This is a genomic window from Planomonospora sp. ID67723, from assembly GCF_015711605.1.
Lineage (GTDB): Bacteria > Actinomycetota > Actinomycetes > Streptosporangiales > Streptosporangiaceae > Planomonospora_A.
In genome coordinates, this window is sequence record NZ_JABTEZ010000001.1 from 641,030 (window position 1) to 653,863 (window position 12,834).

General features: G+C 70.4%; 13 protein-coding genes. 8 read left to right on the forward strand and 5 right to left on the reverse strand.

Translation table 11 applies throughout. From position 1 onward, the window contains the following. Positions 1 to 112 precede the first annotated feature (112 nt). The 3 genes from HS041_RS02955 to HS041_RS02965 form a co-directional block, all read right to left on the reverse strand. Positions 113 to 2,230, reverse strand: coding sequence for a (Fe-S)-binding protein (locus HS041_RS02955; protein ID WP_196438978.1), 2,118 nt, complete (start codon positions 2,228 to 2,230; stop codon positions 113 to 115). Positions 2,231 to 2,431: 201 nt separating this feature from the next. Continuing rightward, a complete protein-coding gene (locus tag HS041_RS02960; RefSeq protein ID WP_196438979.1) occupies positions 2,432 to 2,956 on the reverse strand; it encodes a TetR/AcrR family transcriptional regulator in 525 nt (174 codons plus the stop codon). Between the two features lie 62 nt (positions 2,957 to 3,018). Beyond that, complete coding sequence (locus tag HS041_RS02965) at positions 3,019 to 3,831, reverse strand: sugar phosphate isomerase/epimerase family protein (RefSeq protein ID WP_196438980.1); 813 nt, start codon at positions 3,829 to 3,831, stop codon at positions 3,019 to 3,021. A 178-nt stretch (positions 3,832 to 4,009) separates the two neighbouring features. On the opposite strand from HS041_RS02965, the gene HS041_RS02970 reads away from it, so the two are divergent. Further along, the gene (locus HS041_RS02970; RefSeq protein WP_196438981.1) at positions 4,010 to 4,708 is read left to right on the forward strand and encodes a class I SAM-dependent methyltransferase; all 699 of its coding nucleotides are present in this window, start codon (positions 4,010 to 4,012) and stop codon (positions 4,706 to 4,708) included. Between the two features lie 21 nt (positions 4,709 to 4,729). On the opposite strand, the gene HS041_RS02975 is transcribed toward HS041_RS02970, so the two are convergent. Continuing rightward, positions 4,730 to 5,272 (reverse strand): phosphatase PAP2 family protein, encoded by a 543-nt coding sequence (locus HS041_RS02975; protein WP_196438982.1) that lies wholly within the window; start codon positions 5,270 to 5,272, stop codon positions 4,730 to 4,732. Positions 5,273 to 5,517: 245 nt separating this feature from the next. On the opposite strand from HS041_RS02975, the gene HS041_RS02980 reads away from it, so the two are divergent. The 4 genes from HS041_RS02980 (at position 5,518) to disA (ending at position 8,917) form a co-directional block, all read left to right on the forward strand. After that, a complete protein-coding gene (locus HS041_RS02980; protein ID WP_196438983.1) occupies positions 5,518 to 5,898 on the forward strand; it encodes a MerR family transcriptional regulator in 381 nt (126 codons plus the stop codon). Further along, positions 5,895 to 6,209 (forward strand): thioredoxin, encoded by a 315-nt coding sequence (gene trxA / locus HS041_RS02985; protein ID WP_196438984.1) that lies wholly within the window; start codon positions 5,895 to 5,897, stop codon positions 6,207 to 6,209. Before HS041_RS02980 ends, trxA begins: the two co-directional genes overlap by 4 nt. A gap of 85 nt (positions 6,210 to 6,294) precedes the next feature. Then, a complete protein-coding gene (gene radA, locus HS041_RS02990) occupies positions 6,295 to 7,692 on the forward strand; it encodes a DNA repair protein RadA (protein WP_196438985.1) in 1,398 nt (465 codons plus the stop codon). Positions 7,693 to 7,831: 139 nt separating this feature from the next. After that, entirely contained in the window at positions 7,832 to 8,917 is a 1,086-nt protein-coding gene (gene disA / locus HS041_RS02995) for a DNA integrity scanning diadenylate cyclase DisA (RefSeq protein ID WP_196438986.1), read from the forward strand. A 44-nt stretch (positions 8,918 to 8,961) separates the two neighbouring features. Here the strand turns inward: disA and HS041_RS03000 are convergent, their stop codons facing one another. Further along, complete coding sequence (locus tag HS041_RS03000; protein ID WP_196438987.1) at positions 8,962 to 9,486, reverse strand: TetR/AcrR family transcriptional regulator; 525 nt, start codon at positions 9,484 to 9,486, stop codon at positions 8,962 to 8,964. Between the two features lie 113 nt (positions 9,487 to 9,599). Between HS041_RS03000 and HS041_RS03005 the strand changes: the two genes are divergently transcribed. From HS041_RS03005 to HS041_RS03015, 3 genes are all read left to right on the forward strand, one after another. Beyond that, positions 9,600 to 10,838, forward strand: a complete 1,239-nt coding sequence (locus tag HS041_RS03005) for an FAD-dependent monooxygenase (RefSeq protein WP_196438988.1) — start codon at positions 9,600 to 9,602, stop codon at positions 10,836 to 10,838. Positions 10,839 to 11,322: 484 nt separating this feature from the next. After that, positions 11,323 to 12,081: a lytic polysaccharide monooxygenase gene (locus HS041_RS03010; protein WP_196438989.1), complete on the forward strand. Its 759-nt coding sequence runs from the start codon at positions 11,323 to 11,325 to the stop codon at positions 12,079 to 12,081. 86 nt (positions 12,082 to 12,167) lie between these two features. Further along, entirely contained in the window at positions 12,168 to 12,812 is a 645-nt protein-coding gene (locus tag HS041_RS03015; RefSeq protein WP_196438990.1) for a DUF305 domain-containing protein, read from the forward strand. Positions 12,813 to 12,834 lie beyond the last annotated feature (22 nt).

Here is a 12,834-nt window from a genome sequence, read left to right on the forward strand (position 1 = left end):
GAAGGAAGAGTTTCGGACCTGGCGTCCTTTTCAAGCAGATCTGACGAAAGTCAGGTACGGCCCGCAAGCGCGGGCCGTACCTGACGCGCGGCCGGCGCTCCCGGCCGCCGGATCAGGACGCCTCGACCGGCTCGCCCTTGATGGACTTGATCAGGAGTTGGGAGACGTCCACGACCTCCAGCGTCTCCTTGGCCTCGCCCGAGTTCTTCTTCTCGTTGATCGAGTCACCCAGCATGACCAGGCAGAACGGGCAGGCGGTGGAGATGGTGTCCGGGTCGGTGGTCAGTGCCTCGTCCACGCGCTCGGTGTTGATGCGCTTGCCGAGCCGCTCCTCCATCCACATCCGCGCGCCGCCGGCGCCGCAGCAGAAGCCGCGGTCCTTGTGGCGGTGCATCTCCTGGGTCTTGACGCCGGGCACCTTGGCCATGATGTCGCGGGGCTGGGAGTACACCTTGTTGTGGCGGCCGAGGAAGCACGGGTCGTGGTAGGTGATCTTCTCCTCGATCGGCGTGACCGGGACCAGCCTGCCCTCGTCGACCAGCTTGGCCAGGAGCTGGGTGTGGTGCACGACCTCGTAGGTCCCGCCGAGCTGCGGGTACTCGTTGGCGAGGGTGTTGAAGCAGTGCGGGCAGGTCGCGACGATCTTCTTGACCCCGGCCTCGTTCAGCGTCTCGATGTTCTGCTGGGCCAGCATGTTGAAGAGGAACTCCATGCCCAGGCGGCGGGCCGGGTCACCGGTGCAGGCCTCCATCGGGCCGAGCACCGCGAACTTCACGTCCGCGATGTGCAGCAGCTCGGCGACGGCCTTGGTGGTCTTCTTGGCCCGGTCCTCCAGCGCGCCGGCGCAGCCCACCCAGAACAGGTACTCGGTGTCCTCGGGCATCTTCTCGTCGATGAGCTGGACCTCGAAGTCGAGCTCCTCGATCCAGTCGGCCCGCTTCATCTCGGACATGCCCCACGGGTTGCCCTTGTTCTCCAGGTTCTTGACCATGACGCCGGCCTCGGACGGGAAGTTCGACTCCACCATCACCTGGTAGCGGCGCATGTCGAGGATGTGGTCGATGTGCTCGATGTCCACCGGGCACTGCTCGACGCAGGCGCCGCAGTTGGTGCAGGACCACAGCACGTCCGGGTGGATGACGCCGTCCTCGCCGACCAGCGGCTTCTCCAGCAGGGCCAGCACGTCCTGACCGGCGTGGGCGCGCTGCTCCTCGCTCATCATCAGGTACGGCGCGACCGCGAAGGCGTGGTCGCGCTGGTCCAGGATGAGCATCTTCGGCGAGAGCGGCTTGTCGGTGTTCCACGCCGGGCACTGCGACTGGCAGCGGCCGCACTCGGTGCAGGTGTAGAAGTCGAGGAAGCCCTTCCAGGTGGTCTCCTCGATCTTGCCGCGGCCCAGCCTGTCGCCGTCGAGGTCCTCGTCCTCGAAGTCGACGACCTTGCCGTCGATCCGCATCTCCTGCGCCGCGCCGAGGGCGTCGGGGCGGCGGGAGAAGAGCACGTTCAGCGGCGCGGTGAAGATGTGCAGGTGCTTGGAGTTCACCACGATGACCGAGAACACCAGCATGACGCCGATGTGCAGGAGCAGGCCGATCTCCTCCAGCAGGGTGCTGGTCGGCAGGATCGAGGCGACCGCCTCGGAGGCGAAGGCCCCCGACTCGTAGGGGAAGTTGCCGGTGTTGACCGCCGCGGCGCGGGCGAGGAACAGCGTCCAGATCACATTGAAGATCATGAACAGGACGAGCCAGGCGCCGCCCAGGTGCGAGCCGGAGAAGCGGGAGCCGCGGCCGAGCTTCTTCGGGGAGTTCTTGATCCGGATGACCGTGAAGGCGACCAGGCCCAGGAGGCAGGCGACGGCGATGAAGTCCTGCAGGAAGCCCAGGACCGGCCAGGTGCCGATGATCGGGATGTGGAAGTCCGGCTTGCCGGTGATCGCGCCCTGGATCAGCGCGCCGTACGCCTCCACGTAGACCGTGATGAGGATGAAGAACGCCCACATGACGAAGAAGTGCGCGACGCCGGAGGGCGTCCACTTCAGCAGCTTCTTCTGCCCGAAGACCTCGACGAGCTGGGCCTTGACCTCGGCACCGATGTTGTTCCTGGCGTACTCGATCCGCTCGGGGGCTGGCGGGCCGATGACGGCGAGCTTGTACAGGAACAGGACGCGGCGCGCGGCGAGCGCGAGCGCGACGACTGTCATGACGAGCCCGATGATGGCTACCCAGAGCACGGGTCCTCCCACAGACGGCGTTGGCTGCCAGCGTACGACCGCCGGTCATCCACGGTGACAAGGGGTCGCCCCGAATCCTACCCATGGGTAACTTCTGCCCGGGAGGGGACCCGCGGTGACCGTGGTCACCATATGGTTAAGTAATGCTCCGGAACAATGCTCTAGACGCTTCGAATCGCCGGAGACCCGGTCAGGCGGTCGTCAGGACCCGTCCACGTAGCGCTGGATCGTGGGGGCGAGCAGCGCGACCAGCTCCTCCAGCTCGGCCGAGGCGAGCGGTTCGAGCCGGATCACGTAGCGCACCAGGACCACGCCGAACATCTGCGCGAACGCCGCCTCCATCCGGAGCGGTGAGACCCCCAGCGCCTGGGCCACCTTCCCCAGCAGCGCGTGCGTCATGAACTCCCGCATCATGCCGACGACCCGCTCGTTGGTCATCGCCGTGCGCACCAGCGCCAGCACCGGCTGCCGGGCCTGGGCGTCGGAGGTGATCGTGAGGATCAACCGGACCAGCCGCTCGCCCGCCTCCTCGCGCGGTCCCGCCAGGAGCAGGGAGACGACCGCCTCCGGGTCGACCGGCAGCTCCATCGCCGCGACGAACAGGCCCTCCTTGCTGGCGAAGTAGTGGTGGACCAGCGCCGGGTCCACTCCCGCCTCCCCGGCGATGCCCCGGATCGTCGCCTTGTCGAACCCCCGCTCGGCGAACGTCTTGCGCGCCGCCGCCATGATCTCCCCGCGCGTGTCAGCCGACCCCGGCCTGCGCCCCGGCCGCCGCCGCCCCGCCGCGGTCACGCGTTGGCCGAGGCCGCGAGGTGCAGGCGGGCGAAGGCCAGGGCCTCGGCCAGGTCGTCGACCCGCTCGGTGCGGCTGGCCGCCTTGCGCGTGTTGATCTCCAGCACGACCAGCCCGCCGAAGCCGTTGGCCGCCATCCGCTCCAGGATCGGCGCGCACGGCTGGTTGCCCCGCCCGGGGACCAGGTGCTCGTCGCGGTTGGGGATGCCCACCCCGTCGGCCAGGTGCAGGTGGGCGAGGCGGTCGCCGAGCTTGGTGAACATCTCCCAGGCGTCGGACCCCGAGACCGCCGTGTGCGACAGGTCCAGGGTGACCTGCGGGAAGTCGTAGTCGACGGGATTCCAGTCGGGGGAGTAGGGCACGACCTTGTTGCCCCGGGCCCGCAACGGGAACATGTTCTCCACCGCGAAGATCACATCGGTCTCCTCGCGCATCCTGGCCAGACCGACCTCGAAGTCGCGGGCGTAGTCGCGCTGCCAGCGGAACGGCGGATGCACCACCACCGTCTTCGCGCCGACCCGCTCGGCGGCGGCCTGGGCGCGCTTCAGCTTCGCCCACGGGTCCTTGCCCCACACCCGCTGCGTGACCAGCAGGCAGGGCGCGTGGATGGCCAGAATCGGGAGCTGGTAGTGGTCCACCAGCCGCTCGAGCACGTCGATGTCCTGGCTGACGGGGTCGGCGCCCACCATGATCTCCACGCCGTCGTAGCCCAGGCGCGCCGCCAGCTCGAAGGCGTCCGGAGTGCGCTCCGGATAGACCGACGCAGTGGACAGCGCGATCTTCGCGCTGGGCACCCGGATGACGCTCATCGCCACTCCCCGCATTCGCCTCCGCGACCGCGACCGCCTCGGTGCCCGCCGGCTCGCTCGCTTCGATCCCTCACAGTGTCAGACTAAGCGTGTCCGGAACGGAATGGCTTGCGGCCACCCCCGTGCGTCAGACATCACACCCGTCCGCCCACCCGGATTCCCTGGCTACGGTGGAAGGATGCCGCGGTTCGTGAAAGGGGCCATCCCCAGCCCCAACATCTGGAACGCCCCCCACGTCTACGAACTGGAGAACCGGGCGGTCGACCCCGAAGGCCGGGCCGAGGCCGCGATGGCCGCCATCCGCCCGTGGACCGGCGCGACGGTCCTCGACATCGGCTGCGGCACCGGCTACCACCTCCCCCCGATGTCCGCCACGGCGGCCCGGGTGATCGGCGTCGAGCCGCACAACGACCTGGTCGAGCTCGCCAGGCGCCGCTGCCGCGCCCTGCCCAACGTGGAGGTCCACGCCGCCACCGCGCAGGCCGTACCGCTCCCCGACGCCTCGGTGGACGTCGCCGTCGCCCGCTGGGCCTACTTCTTCGGCCCCGGCTGCGAGCCCGGCCTGGCCGAGCTCTCCCGGCTCCTGCGGCACGGCGGCGCGGCCTTCGTCATCGACATCGACCCCACCCGCGGCGCCTTCGGCCGCTGGTTCAGCCAGTCCCTCCCGGCCTACTCCACCAGGTCCGTGGAGAGCTTCTGGTCCCGCCAGGGCTGGAGCACCCAGCGACTCGACCTGCGCATGTCCTTCGACCGCCGCGCCGACCTGGAGGCCGTCCTGCGCATCGAGTTCGCCCCCGCCGTCGCCGAGCGCGCCATCGCCGAGACCCCCGGCCTGGAGATCGCCTATCCCAACCTCCTGCGCTGGAGGCTCTTCTGACGACCGCCTCCGGCTCCGCGGTCAGGACGCCCGGGAGAGGCCCAACCGGCGGACCAACGGCGTGACCGCTCCGATCAGGAGCAGGACGACCAGCGGAGCCAGGGTCGCGCCCATCAGGAAACCGGCCGCGACGTCGTGCGGGTAGTGCACGCCGACGAACACGCGGGAGAAGGCCATCAGCACGGCCAGCGGCAGCACGAAGGGGGCCAGCGCGCGCCAGGCGAGGACGAGGGTGCCGGCCGCCGCCGCGGCGATCACCGAGTGGTTGCTCGGGAAGGACCAGTCCCCGACCTCCGGACAGGCCGCGATGGTCTCCAGTCCCCGGCACGGCCGGTCCTCCCGGACGAGGATCTTGACGACCTCGCTGAGCAGGTAGACGAGGACCACGGCCACCGGGCCGAGCAGGGCCAGCGCCGTTTCGCGCGGCGACCGCCGCCGGGCCCGCCACCAGGCCAGGACGAACAGCCCCGCGAAGACGAGCAGCCCCGCGTCGGTGCCGGTCTCGGCGAAGGCGTGCAGCCACGCGGGCGTGTCCCGGGCGAACTCGACGATGTCGCGGTACACGTCCGGCCCCCTGAACAATGATGAACAACAGATGAACGAACGATCCTAGATCATCACGCCGCGCCGCGCCCCGCATCCGCCGCAGGGCGGCGTCCCCGGCGGATGACGGCCTCCCGGTGCACGGCCTCCCGGTGCACGGCCCGGTCCTCCGGCTCCGGACGGCCCGCCCCGGCGCGGAACATCCGGTCCGGGCTTGACCTTGACGTTGACGTCAACGATTACGGTGACCGCGTAAGGAGGGCCGGATGCGAATCGGCGAGCTCGCGCGGCGGGCGGGAATCAGCACCAGGGCGCTGCGCTACTACGAGCAGCAGGGGCTGATCACCGCGCGGCGGGCGGCCAACGGCTACCGGGAGTACGGCGAGGAGGACCTCAGGCTCGTCGCCGAGATCCGCTCGCTGCTCACGGTGGGGTTCACCCTGGAGGACGCCAGGCCGTTCGTGGCCTGCCTGCGGGCCGGGCACGCGTCGGGCGGCTCGTGCCCGGAGTCGGTCGCGGTCTACCGGCGGAAGCTGACCGAGATCGACGACGAGATCCGCACCCTGCTGGCCCGCCGGGCCGAGGTGGCCGCGCAGCTCACCACGGCCTGCCCCGGATGCCTACCGAGAGAGCAGGAAGACGAATGATCACACTGACCGCCGACAACTTCGCCGAGCAGGTGCTCGGCAGCGACAAGCCCGTCCTGGTGGACTTCTGGGCCGAGTGGTGCGGCCCGTGCCGGATGATCGCGCCGGTCCTGGAGGAGATCGAGGCCGAGTACGGCGACCGTCTCACGATCGCCAAGCTGAACGCCGACGACTACCCGGAGATCTCCAGCCGGTACGGGGTCCTCGGCCTGCCGACGCTCAACCTCTACAAGAACGGCGAGGTCGTCCAGCAGATCAAGGGCGCCAAGCCCAAGCGCCTGCTCCTGGCCGACCTCGAAGGCCACATCTAGGAGCGTCCCCGCCGGGACCGGCCGCCCGCCCGCGGCATGCCGCGGGCGGGTGAAAGTTGTCGGTGCGGGCCTGTAGCGTGCGGCCATGGCGAAGAAGGTCGGCTATCGCTGCGGTGAGTGCGGTTGGCAGACCGCCAAGTGGGTGGGACGCTGCGGCGAGTGCCAGGCGTGGGGAACGGTCGAGGAGGAATCGGCCCGCTCCGGCGTGACCGTGGCCACCGGCGGGGCGGTCTCGGCTCCGGCGGTCCCGATCGGTCAGGTCAAGGCCGAGGTCGCGCACGCGCGCAGCACCGGGGTGCCCGAGCTCGACCGGGTGCTCGGCGGCGGCCTGGTGCCCGGCGCGGTCGTGCTGCTGGCCGGGGAGCCCGGCATCGGCAAGTCCACGCTCCTCCTGGAGGCGGCCTCCAAGATCGCCAACCAGCAGACCGTGCTCTACGTGACGGGCGAGGAATCGGCCGCCCAGGTCCGGGTCAGGGCCGACCGGATTGGCGCGATCCACGACGCCCTCTACCTCGCGGCGGAGACCGACCTGAGCGCGCTGGTGACCCACGTGGAGAAGGTCCAGCCCGGCCTGCTCGTCGTCGACTCGGTGCAGACGATCGGCTCCGCCCAGGCGACCGGCGTGCCAGGCGGGGTCACCCAGGTCAGGGAGGTCGCCGGCAACCTCGTCCGGATGGCCAAGGAGCGCGGCATGTCCACCGTCCTGGTCGGCCACGTCACCAAGGAGGGCTCGATCGCCGGCCCCCGGACGCTGGAGCACCTCGTCGACGTGGTGCTCCACTTCGAGGGTGACCGCCACTCCCGGCTCCGCATGGTCCGCGCGGTCAAGAACCGGTACGGCCCGGTCGACGAGGTCGGCTGCTTCGACCTGCACGAGGGCGGCATCGAGGGCATCACGGACGCCAGCGGCCTGTTCGTCTCCCACCGCACCGAGCCGGTCCCCGGCACCTGCGTCACGGTCACCATGGAGGGCACCCGCCCGCTCCCCGCCGAGGTCCAGGCGCTGGTCGCGCGGACCGAGGCCCAGCAGCCCCGGCGCTCCTCCTCCGGGCTCGACCCCTACCGGGTGACGATGGTTCTGGCGGTGCTGGAGCGGCGGCTCAACGCCAAGCTCGGCGGCTGCGACGTGTTCACCGCGACCGTGGGCGGCATCAAGCTCAGCGACCCGGCGATCGACCTGTCGGTGATGCTCGCGGTGGCCAGCGCGGCCGGCGACCGGGCGCTCCCGCCCGGGCTGGTCGTGCTGGGCGAGGTCGGCCTGGCAGGGGAGCTCCGCCCGGTGCGCGACGTGCGCCGCCGCCTCTCGGAGGCGGCCCGGCTGGGCTTCACCCGCGCCCTGGTGCCGATGGGCTCCCTCGACGTCGGCAAGGGCCGGGGCGGGGGCTCCCTGGTCCGGGTCAACGGCCACGCGGCGAGTTTCGCCCCCGGCTTCGACGTCGTCGAGGCGGAGAACGTCTGGGACGCGCTGACCCACGTCACCTGAGGCTCCGTACGGCGGTGCGCCTCGGGGCGATCTTCCCTCGGTCCCGGGCCCCGCGGGGCCGCCACCGGTAAGCTGGGCCCAGAGTCCGGTCGTGCGCCCCTGTTCGCGAACGGACTCCGACGCAGACCACGGGGGTCATGTGGCAACGATTTACAAGGGGCTTGACGAGCGTCGAAGAGCCGTTCTGGCCTCGGTCGCACCGGGAACCGCGCTCCGCGACGGGCTGGAGCGCATCCTTCGCGGGCACACCGGCGGCCTGATCGTGCTGGGCTACGACAGCACGGTCGAGAAGATCTGCAGCGGCGGTTTCGAGCTGGACGTCGAGTTCTCCGCGACGCGGCTGCGCGAGCTGGCGAAGATGGACGGCGCCATCGTGCTGAGCTGCGACGACCACAGGATCGTGCGGGCGGCCGTGCACCTGATGCCCGACCCATCCATCCCGACCGACGAGTCCGGGACCCGGCACCGCACCGCCCAGCGGGTCGCGGTGCAGACGTCCTTCCCCGTCATCTCCCTCAGCAAGTCCATGCGGATCATCGCCCTCTACCTCGACGGCATCCGCTACGTCCTGGAGGAGTCGGCGGCGATCCTGTCCAAGGCCAACCAGGCGCTGGCCACCCTGGAGCGCTACAAGCTGCGCCTGGACGAGGTCTCCGGCACGCTGTCGACGCTGGAGATCGAGGACCTCGTGACGGTCCGCGACGTCGCGGTGGTCGTCCAGCGGCTGGAGATGGTCCGCCGCATCGCCGACGAGATCGCGGGCTACGTCATCGAGCTCGGCACCGACGGCCGCCTGCTCTCCCTCCAGCTGGACGAGCTGGTCGCCGGGACGGAGACCGACCGCGAGCTCGTCGTGCGCGACTACCTCCCCACGGCCGGCCGCCGCGTGCGCAGGCTCTCCGAGGCCCTGCACGAGCTCGACCAGCTCTCCCCCGCCGGGCTGCTCGACCTGTCCCAGGTGGCCCAGGTCTTGGGCCACTCGGGTCCCGACGCGCTGGACGCCCAGGTGAGCCCCCGGGGCTACCGCCTGCTGGCCAAGGTTCCACGCCTGCCCGCCACCGTCGTCGACCGCCTGGTGGAGCAGTTCTCCGGGCTCCAGAAGCTCCTGGCCGCCAGCACCCACGACCTCCAGGAGGTGGGCGGGGTCGGTGAGACCCGGGCCCGCCACATCCGCGAAGGGCTCTCCCGGATGGCCGAGTCGTCCATCCTGGAGCGCTACGTCTGACGACCGGGCCCGCCGAGCTCCGTGACCGCCTCCCGGACGCGTCCTCAGTCGTTGAGCGCGTTCAGCGCGGCTTCCACCGCGACGGCCCTGACCTCGTCGAACGGGAGGGCTGCATACTCCATCGCGCAGTCCGACAGGCCGCCGAGCGCCACGGTCGCACGGATCCGCTCGGCGGCGGAGGGGGCGGGGCCGAGCAGGAGCTCGGTCAGCCGCTTGCGCCCCTCCAGCATCCGGCCGATCAGGTTGAGCTCGACCAGCGCGGCGGAGGCCTGCAGGAAGACCATGAACACCTCGCGGTGACGCCAGATGAGGCCGAGGTAGTCCTCGAGGAGTTGCCGCCGGTCGGTGGACTCGCACTCGGTCAGGAACGACTCCAACTCGTCGAGGAACGGCTGGACGATGCTTTTGAGCAGGTCGTCTCTCGACTCGAAGTGGTAGTAGAGGGCCGGTTTGGTGATGCCGAGCCGGTCGGCGATGTGCTTCAGGCTGGTGTTGTGCACCCCCTGCTCCAGGAAGAGCTCGCGGGCCACCGCCTGGATGCGCGTCTTGGTGTCCGAAGGCCTCGCCATGGGACAAGAGTAGCCCTTACCTATCGTTAAGTAGGCCGTTGCGCCCGGTCGCGAATCATGCTTACCTATCGTTCAGTAAGTAGCCGACCTTCCGTTAAGTAAGGAGGCCGCCCGTGCGCATCCTCATTTCCGGCGCCAGCGTCGCCGGACCCGTCCTGGCCTACTGGCTCAACCGGTACGGCTTCACCGTCACCGTGGTCGAGCGGGCGCCGGCCCTGCGCAAAGCCGGCGGCCACGCGGTCGACCTGTTCCGCCCGGCCATGGACGTCGTCGACAGGATGGGCCTGATCGAACCGGTCCAGGCCGGGAAGACCGGCACCGAGTGGCTCACGATCCGCCCCGAGAACAGCGACCGCATCCACCGGGTGCGGGTCAGCAGGCTGATGCGCGCCGTGTCCGACCGACACGTCGAGATCATGCGCGACGACCTGAGCGAGATCTTCTACGACGCCACCCGCCACGACGTGGAGTACCTCTTCGGCGACTCCATCACCGCCATGGCCGAGGACGCCGGAGGCGTCGACGTCGCCTTCGAGCAGTCGCCCGACCGCAGGTTCGACCTGGTGATCGGGGCCGACGGACTGCACTCCACCGTCCGGCGCCTCGCCTTCGGTCCCGAGTCGCGGTACGCCACCTGGATCGGCGCCTACCTGGCGGTCATGTCGATCCCCAACTACCTGGGCCTGCGCGACCGCATGGACGGGATCGTGGGGGTGAACAGGGTGGTGGGCGTCTACGGCGGGGCGCACATGGACGACGCCCGTGCGGTCTTCATGTTCCGGCCCGCCGCCGAACTCGACTACCACCACCGCGACGTCGACCGGCAGAAGGAACTGCTCCGCCGGCACTTCGCCGGGCTGGGCTGGGAGGTGCCCCGCCTGCTGGACCGGGAGATGGATGGCGCATCGGCGTTCTACTTCGACTCGATCACCCAGCTGCGCATGGACACCTGGTCCCGGGGGCGGGTGAGCCTGGTCGGCGATGCCGGCTACTGCCCGGGACCCGCCGTCGGCGGCAGCACCAGTCTGGCCGTCTTCGGCGCCTACGTCCTGGCCGGCGAGCTGGCCGAGGCCGGCGGTGACCACGCCCGCGCGTTCCCCGCCTACGAGCACCGGATCGGCGAGTACGTACGGCGCAACCGCGCCTTCGCCGTCAGTGCCGCCAGGCAGCTCATCCCCGCCACCCGCCTGAACCTGTGGGGCCTGATCCAGGGGACCCGGATGATCACCCGTATCCCCGCACCGGCCGCCCGGGCTCTCGCCGGTCTCGGCGGCAGGGGCCTGCGACTGCACAACGAGATCACCCTGAAGGACTACCCGCAGGAACCCGTCGTGACGGCGGACACCCCCTGAGAACCCTGCCGGAGGACCGGACCGGCAATGGCGGAACACACCACCACCGCCATTTCCGTTATGACGACTCTAAACAAGGTTTAAGTTTCCCATAAGGCTCTCGTGCGCTTATCGCTGATATAAAAATTTCAGCTTCCCGCAGCATGAAGGAGTCGCCCCGACCGTGAGCCGCCCCCACCGCCTCGCCGTACCGCCGAACGCCCCGGCAGCCGTCCGCCCCGAGAGGAAGACCGTGCCGAGCCCGTTCGCAGCCTGCCGCCGGCGACTCGTCGGGACCGCCCGCCCAGCCGCAGGAATGCCTCTCGTCCTGCGGTGACGCCAGCGGGGTCCCGCACAGGCGGCTCCTCTTACGGATCTGTGGCCCTCCCGGCCCGCCGCCCCGGAGGGCCGCACACCCGAAAAGGCCACGGAAAAAGAATCCGAAGCCATTCGAATAAACGGGAAGAGCATTTCCCCTCAAATAATCCACAGCAAGGAACAGCGCATGAGAAGGACAGTCACGCTCACCGCGATGGCGTCGGTCACTTTCGGTGCCACGGTGTTCTCCGCGTCCCCCGCCATGGCGCACGGCTACGTGTCGTCGCCGCCGAGCCGCCAGGCCCTGTGCGCCCAGGGGAAGGTCGCCAACTGCGGCCCCGTCCAGTACGAGCCTCAGAGCGTGGAAGGCCCCAAGGGTCAGCGCAACTGCCACGCGGGCCTGTCCCAGTTCGCCCAGCTCAGCGACGAGAGCAGGAACTGGCCCGCCACCTCCGTCGGCACCAGCGTCAACTTCAACTGGGTGCTGACCGCGCGCCACTCCACCAGCACCTGGGAGTACTACATCGGCAACAAGCTCATCGCGACCTTCAACGACCAGGGCCGCCGGCCCGGCGCGACGGTGACGCACAACGTGAACCTGGCCGGCTACAGCGGACGGCAGAAGGTCCTGGCCGTCTGGAACATCGCCGACACCCCCATGGCCTTCTACAACTGCATCGACCTCCAGGTCGGCGCCGGCGGCGGGGCTCCGGCCCCCACTCCCACGCCCGCCCCCACCAAGACCCCGGCTCCCGCGCCCACCAAGACCCCCACCCCGGCTCCGACGGCCCCGACCGCCCCGGCGGGGACCTGGAAGCTGTACACCAAGTACGCGATCGGCTCGACCGTCACCTACAACGGCGTGCGCTACCGGTGCATCCAGGCGCACACCGCCTACCCGGGCTGGGAGCCGCCGAAGGTCCCCGCCCTCTGGCAGAAGGCCTGACCCGCTGACGGGCGCCGCGCCCGAGCGGCGCGGCGCCCGCGATCCCCCTCCGGGTCCACGCACGCCGACCGAGAAAAGCGACCTCCATGAAACGCCTCGCCCTCGCCCTCGCCGCCGTGAGCGTGCTGGCGCTCCCCGCCTGCGGAGCCGCCGGAGCCACCTCGCACGGCTCACACGGCGGGCACACCGCGCGCACGGCGGAAGGCTCCGCCGCGCGAGCCTCCGAACCCGTCCCGGAGGGCTCCGCCGCGCCCGCATCCGCCTCGTCCGGCGCCTTCAACGACGCCGACGTGATGTTCCTGCAGATGATGATCCCGCACCACCGCCAGGGCATGGAGATGGCCGCCCTCGCCGGGACCCGCTCCGCGCGGGACTCGGTGCGGACGCTGGCCGCGGCGGTCGGGGCCACCCAGGGAGACGAGGCCGCGGTCATGACCCGCTGGCTGGAGGGCTGGAAGCAGCCCCTGACCGCGGAGGCGGGCGCCCACGACGCCCACGGCGGCCTGCACGCCACGCGCCCGGAGGAGATCACCGAGCTGGCGAAGCTGACCGGCGCCGAGTTCGACGCCAGGTTCCTCAACGTGCTGGTCGCCCACCAGCACAACGCCGTCGAGATGGCCCGCACCGAGATCCGCACGGGCAGGCACCCCAGGGTCAAGCAGCTTGCCCGCATGATCGACCAGTCCCGCTCCGCGCAGATCAGGGAGATGCTCGGGGAGCTGGCCTCCTGAGCCCGGTTCCGGGCGGGTCCGG

Excerpts from the sequence above, each read along its gene's own strand:
- HS041_RS03000 (WP_196438987.1), bottom strand. The coding sequence starts at position 9,486 with ATGGCGAGGCCTTCGGACACCAAGACGCGCATCCAGGCGGTGGCCCGC.
- HS041_RS02965 (WP_196438980.1), bottom strand. The coding sequence starts at position 3,831 with ATGAGCGTCATCCGGGTGCCCAGCGCGAAGATCGCGCTGTCCACTGCG.
- HS041_RS03015 (WP_196438990.1), top strand. The coding sequence starts at position 12,168 with ATGAAACGCCTCGCCCTCGCCCTCGCCGCCGTGAGCGTGCTGGCGCTC.
- trxA (WP_196438984.1), top strand. The coding sequence starts at position 5,895 with ATGATCACACTGACCGCCGACAACTTCGCCGAGCAGGTGCTCGGCAGC.
- HS041_RS02960 (WP_196438979.1), bottom strand. The coding sequence starts at position 2,956 with ATGGCGGCGGCGCGCAAGACGTTCGCCGAGCGGGGGTTCGACAAGGCG.
- HS041_RS03010 (WP_196438989.1), top strand. The coding sequence starts at position 11,323 with ATGAGAAGGACAGTCACGCTCACCGCGATGGCGTCGGTCACTTTCGGT.
- radA (WP_196438985.1), top strand. The coding sequence starts at position 6,295 with ATGGCGAAGAAGGTCGGCTATCGCTGCGGTGAGTGCGGTTGGCAGACC.
- HS041_RS02980 (WP_196438983.1), top strand. The coding sequence starts at position 5,518 with ATGCGAATCGGCGAGCTCGCGCGGCGGGCGGGAATCAGCACCAGGGCG.
- HS041_RS02970 (WP_196438981.1), top strand. The coding sequence starts at position 4,010 with ATGCCGCGGTTCGTGAAAGGGGCCATCCCCAGCCCCAACATCTGGAAC.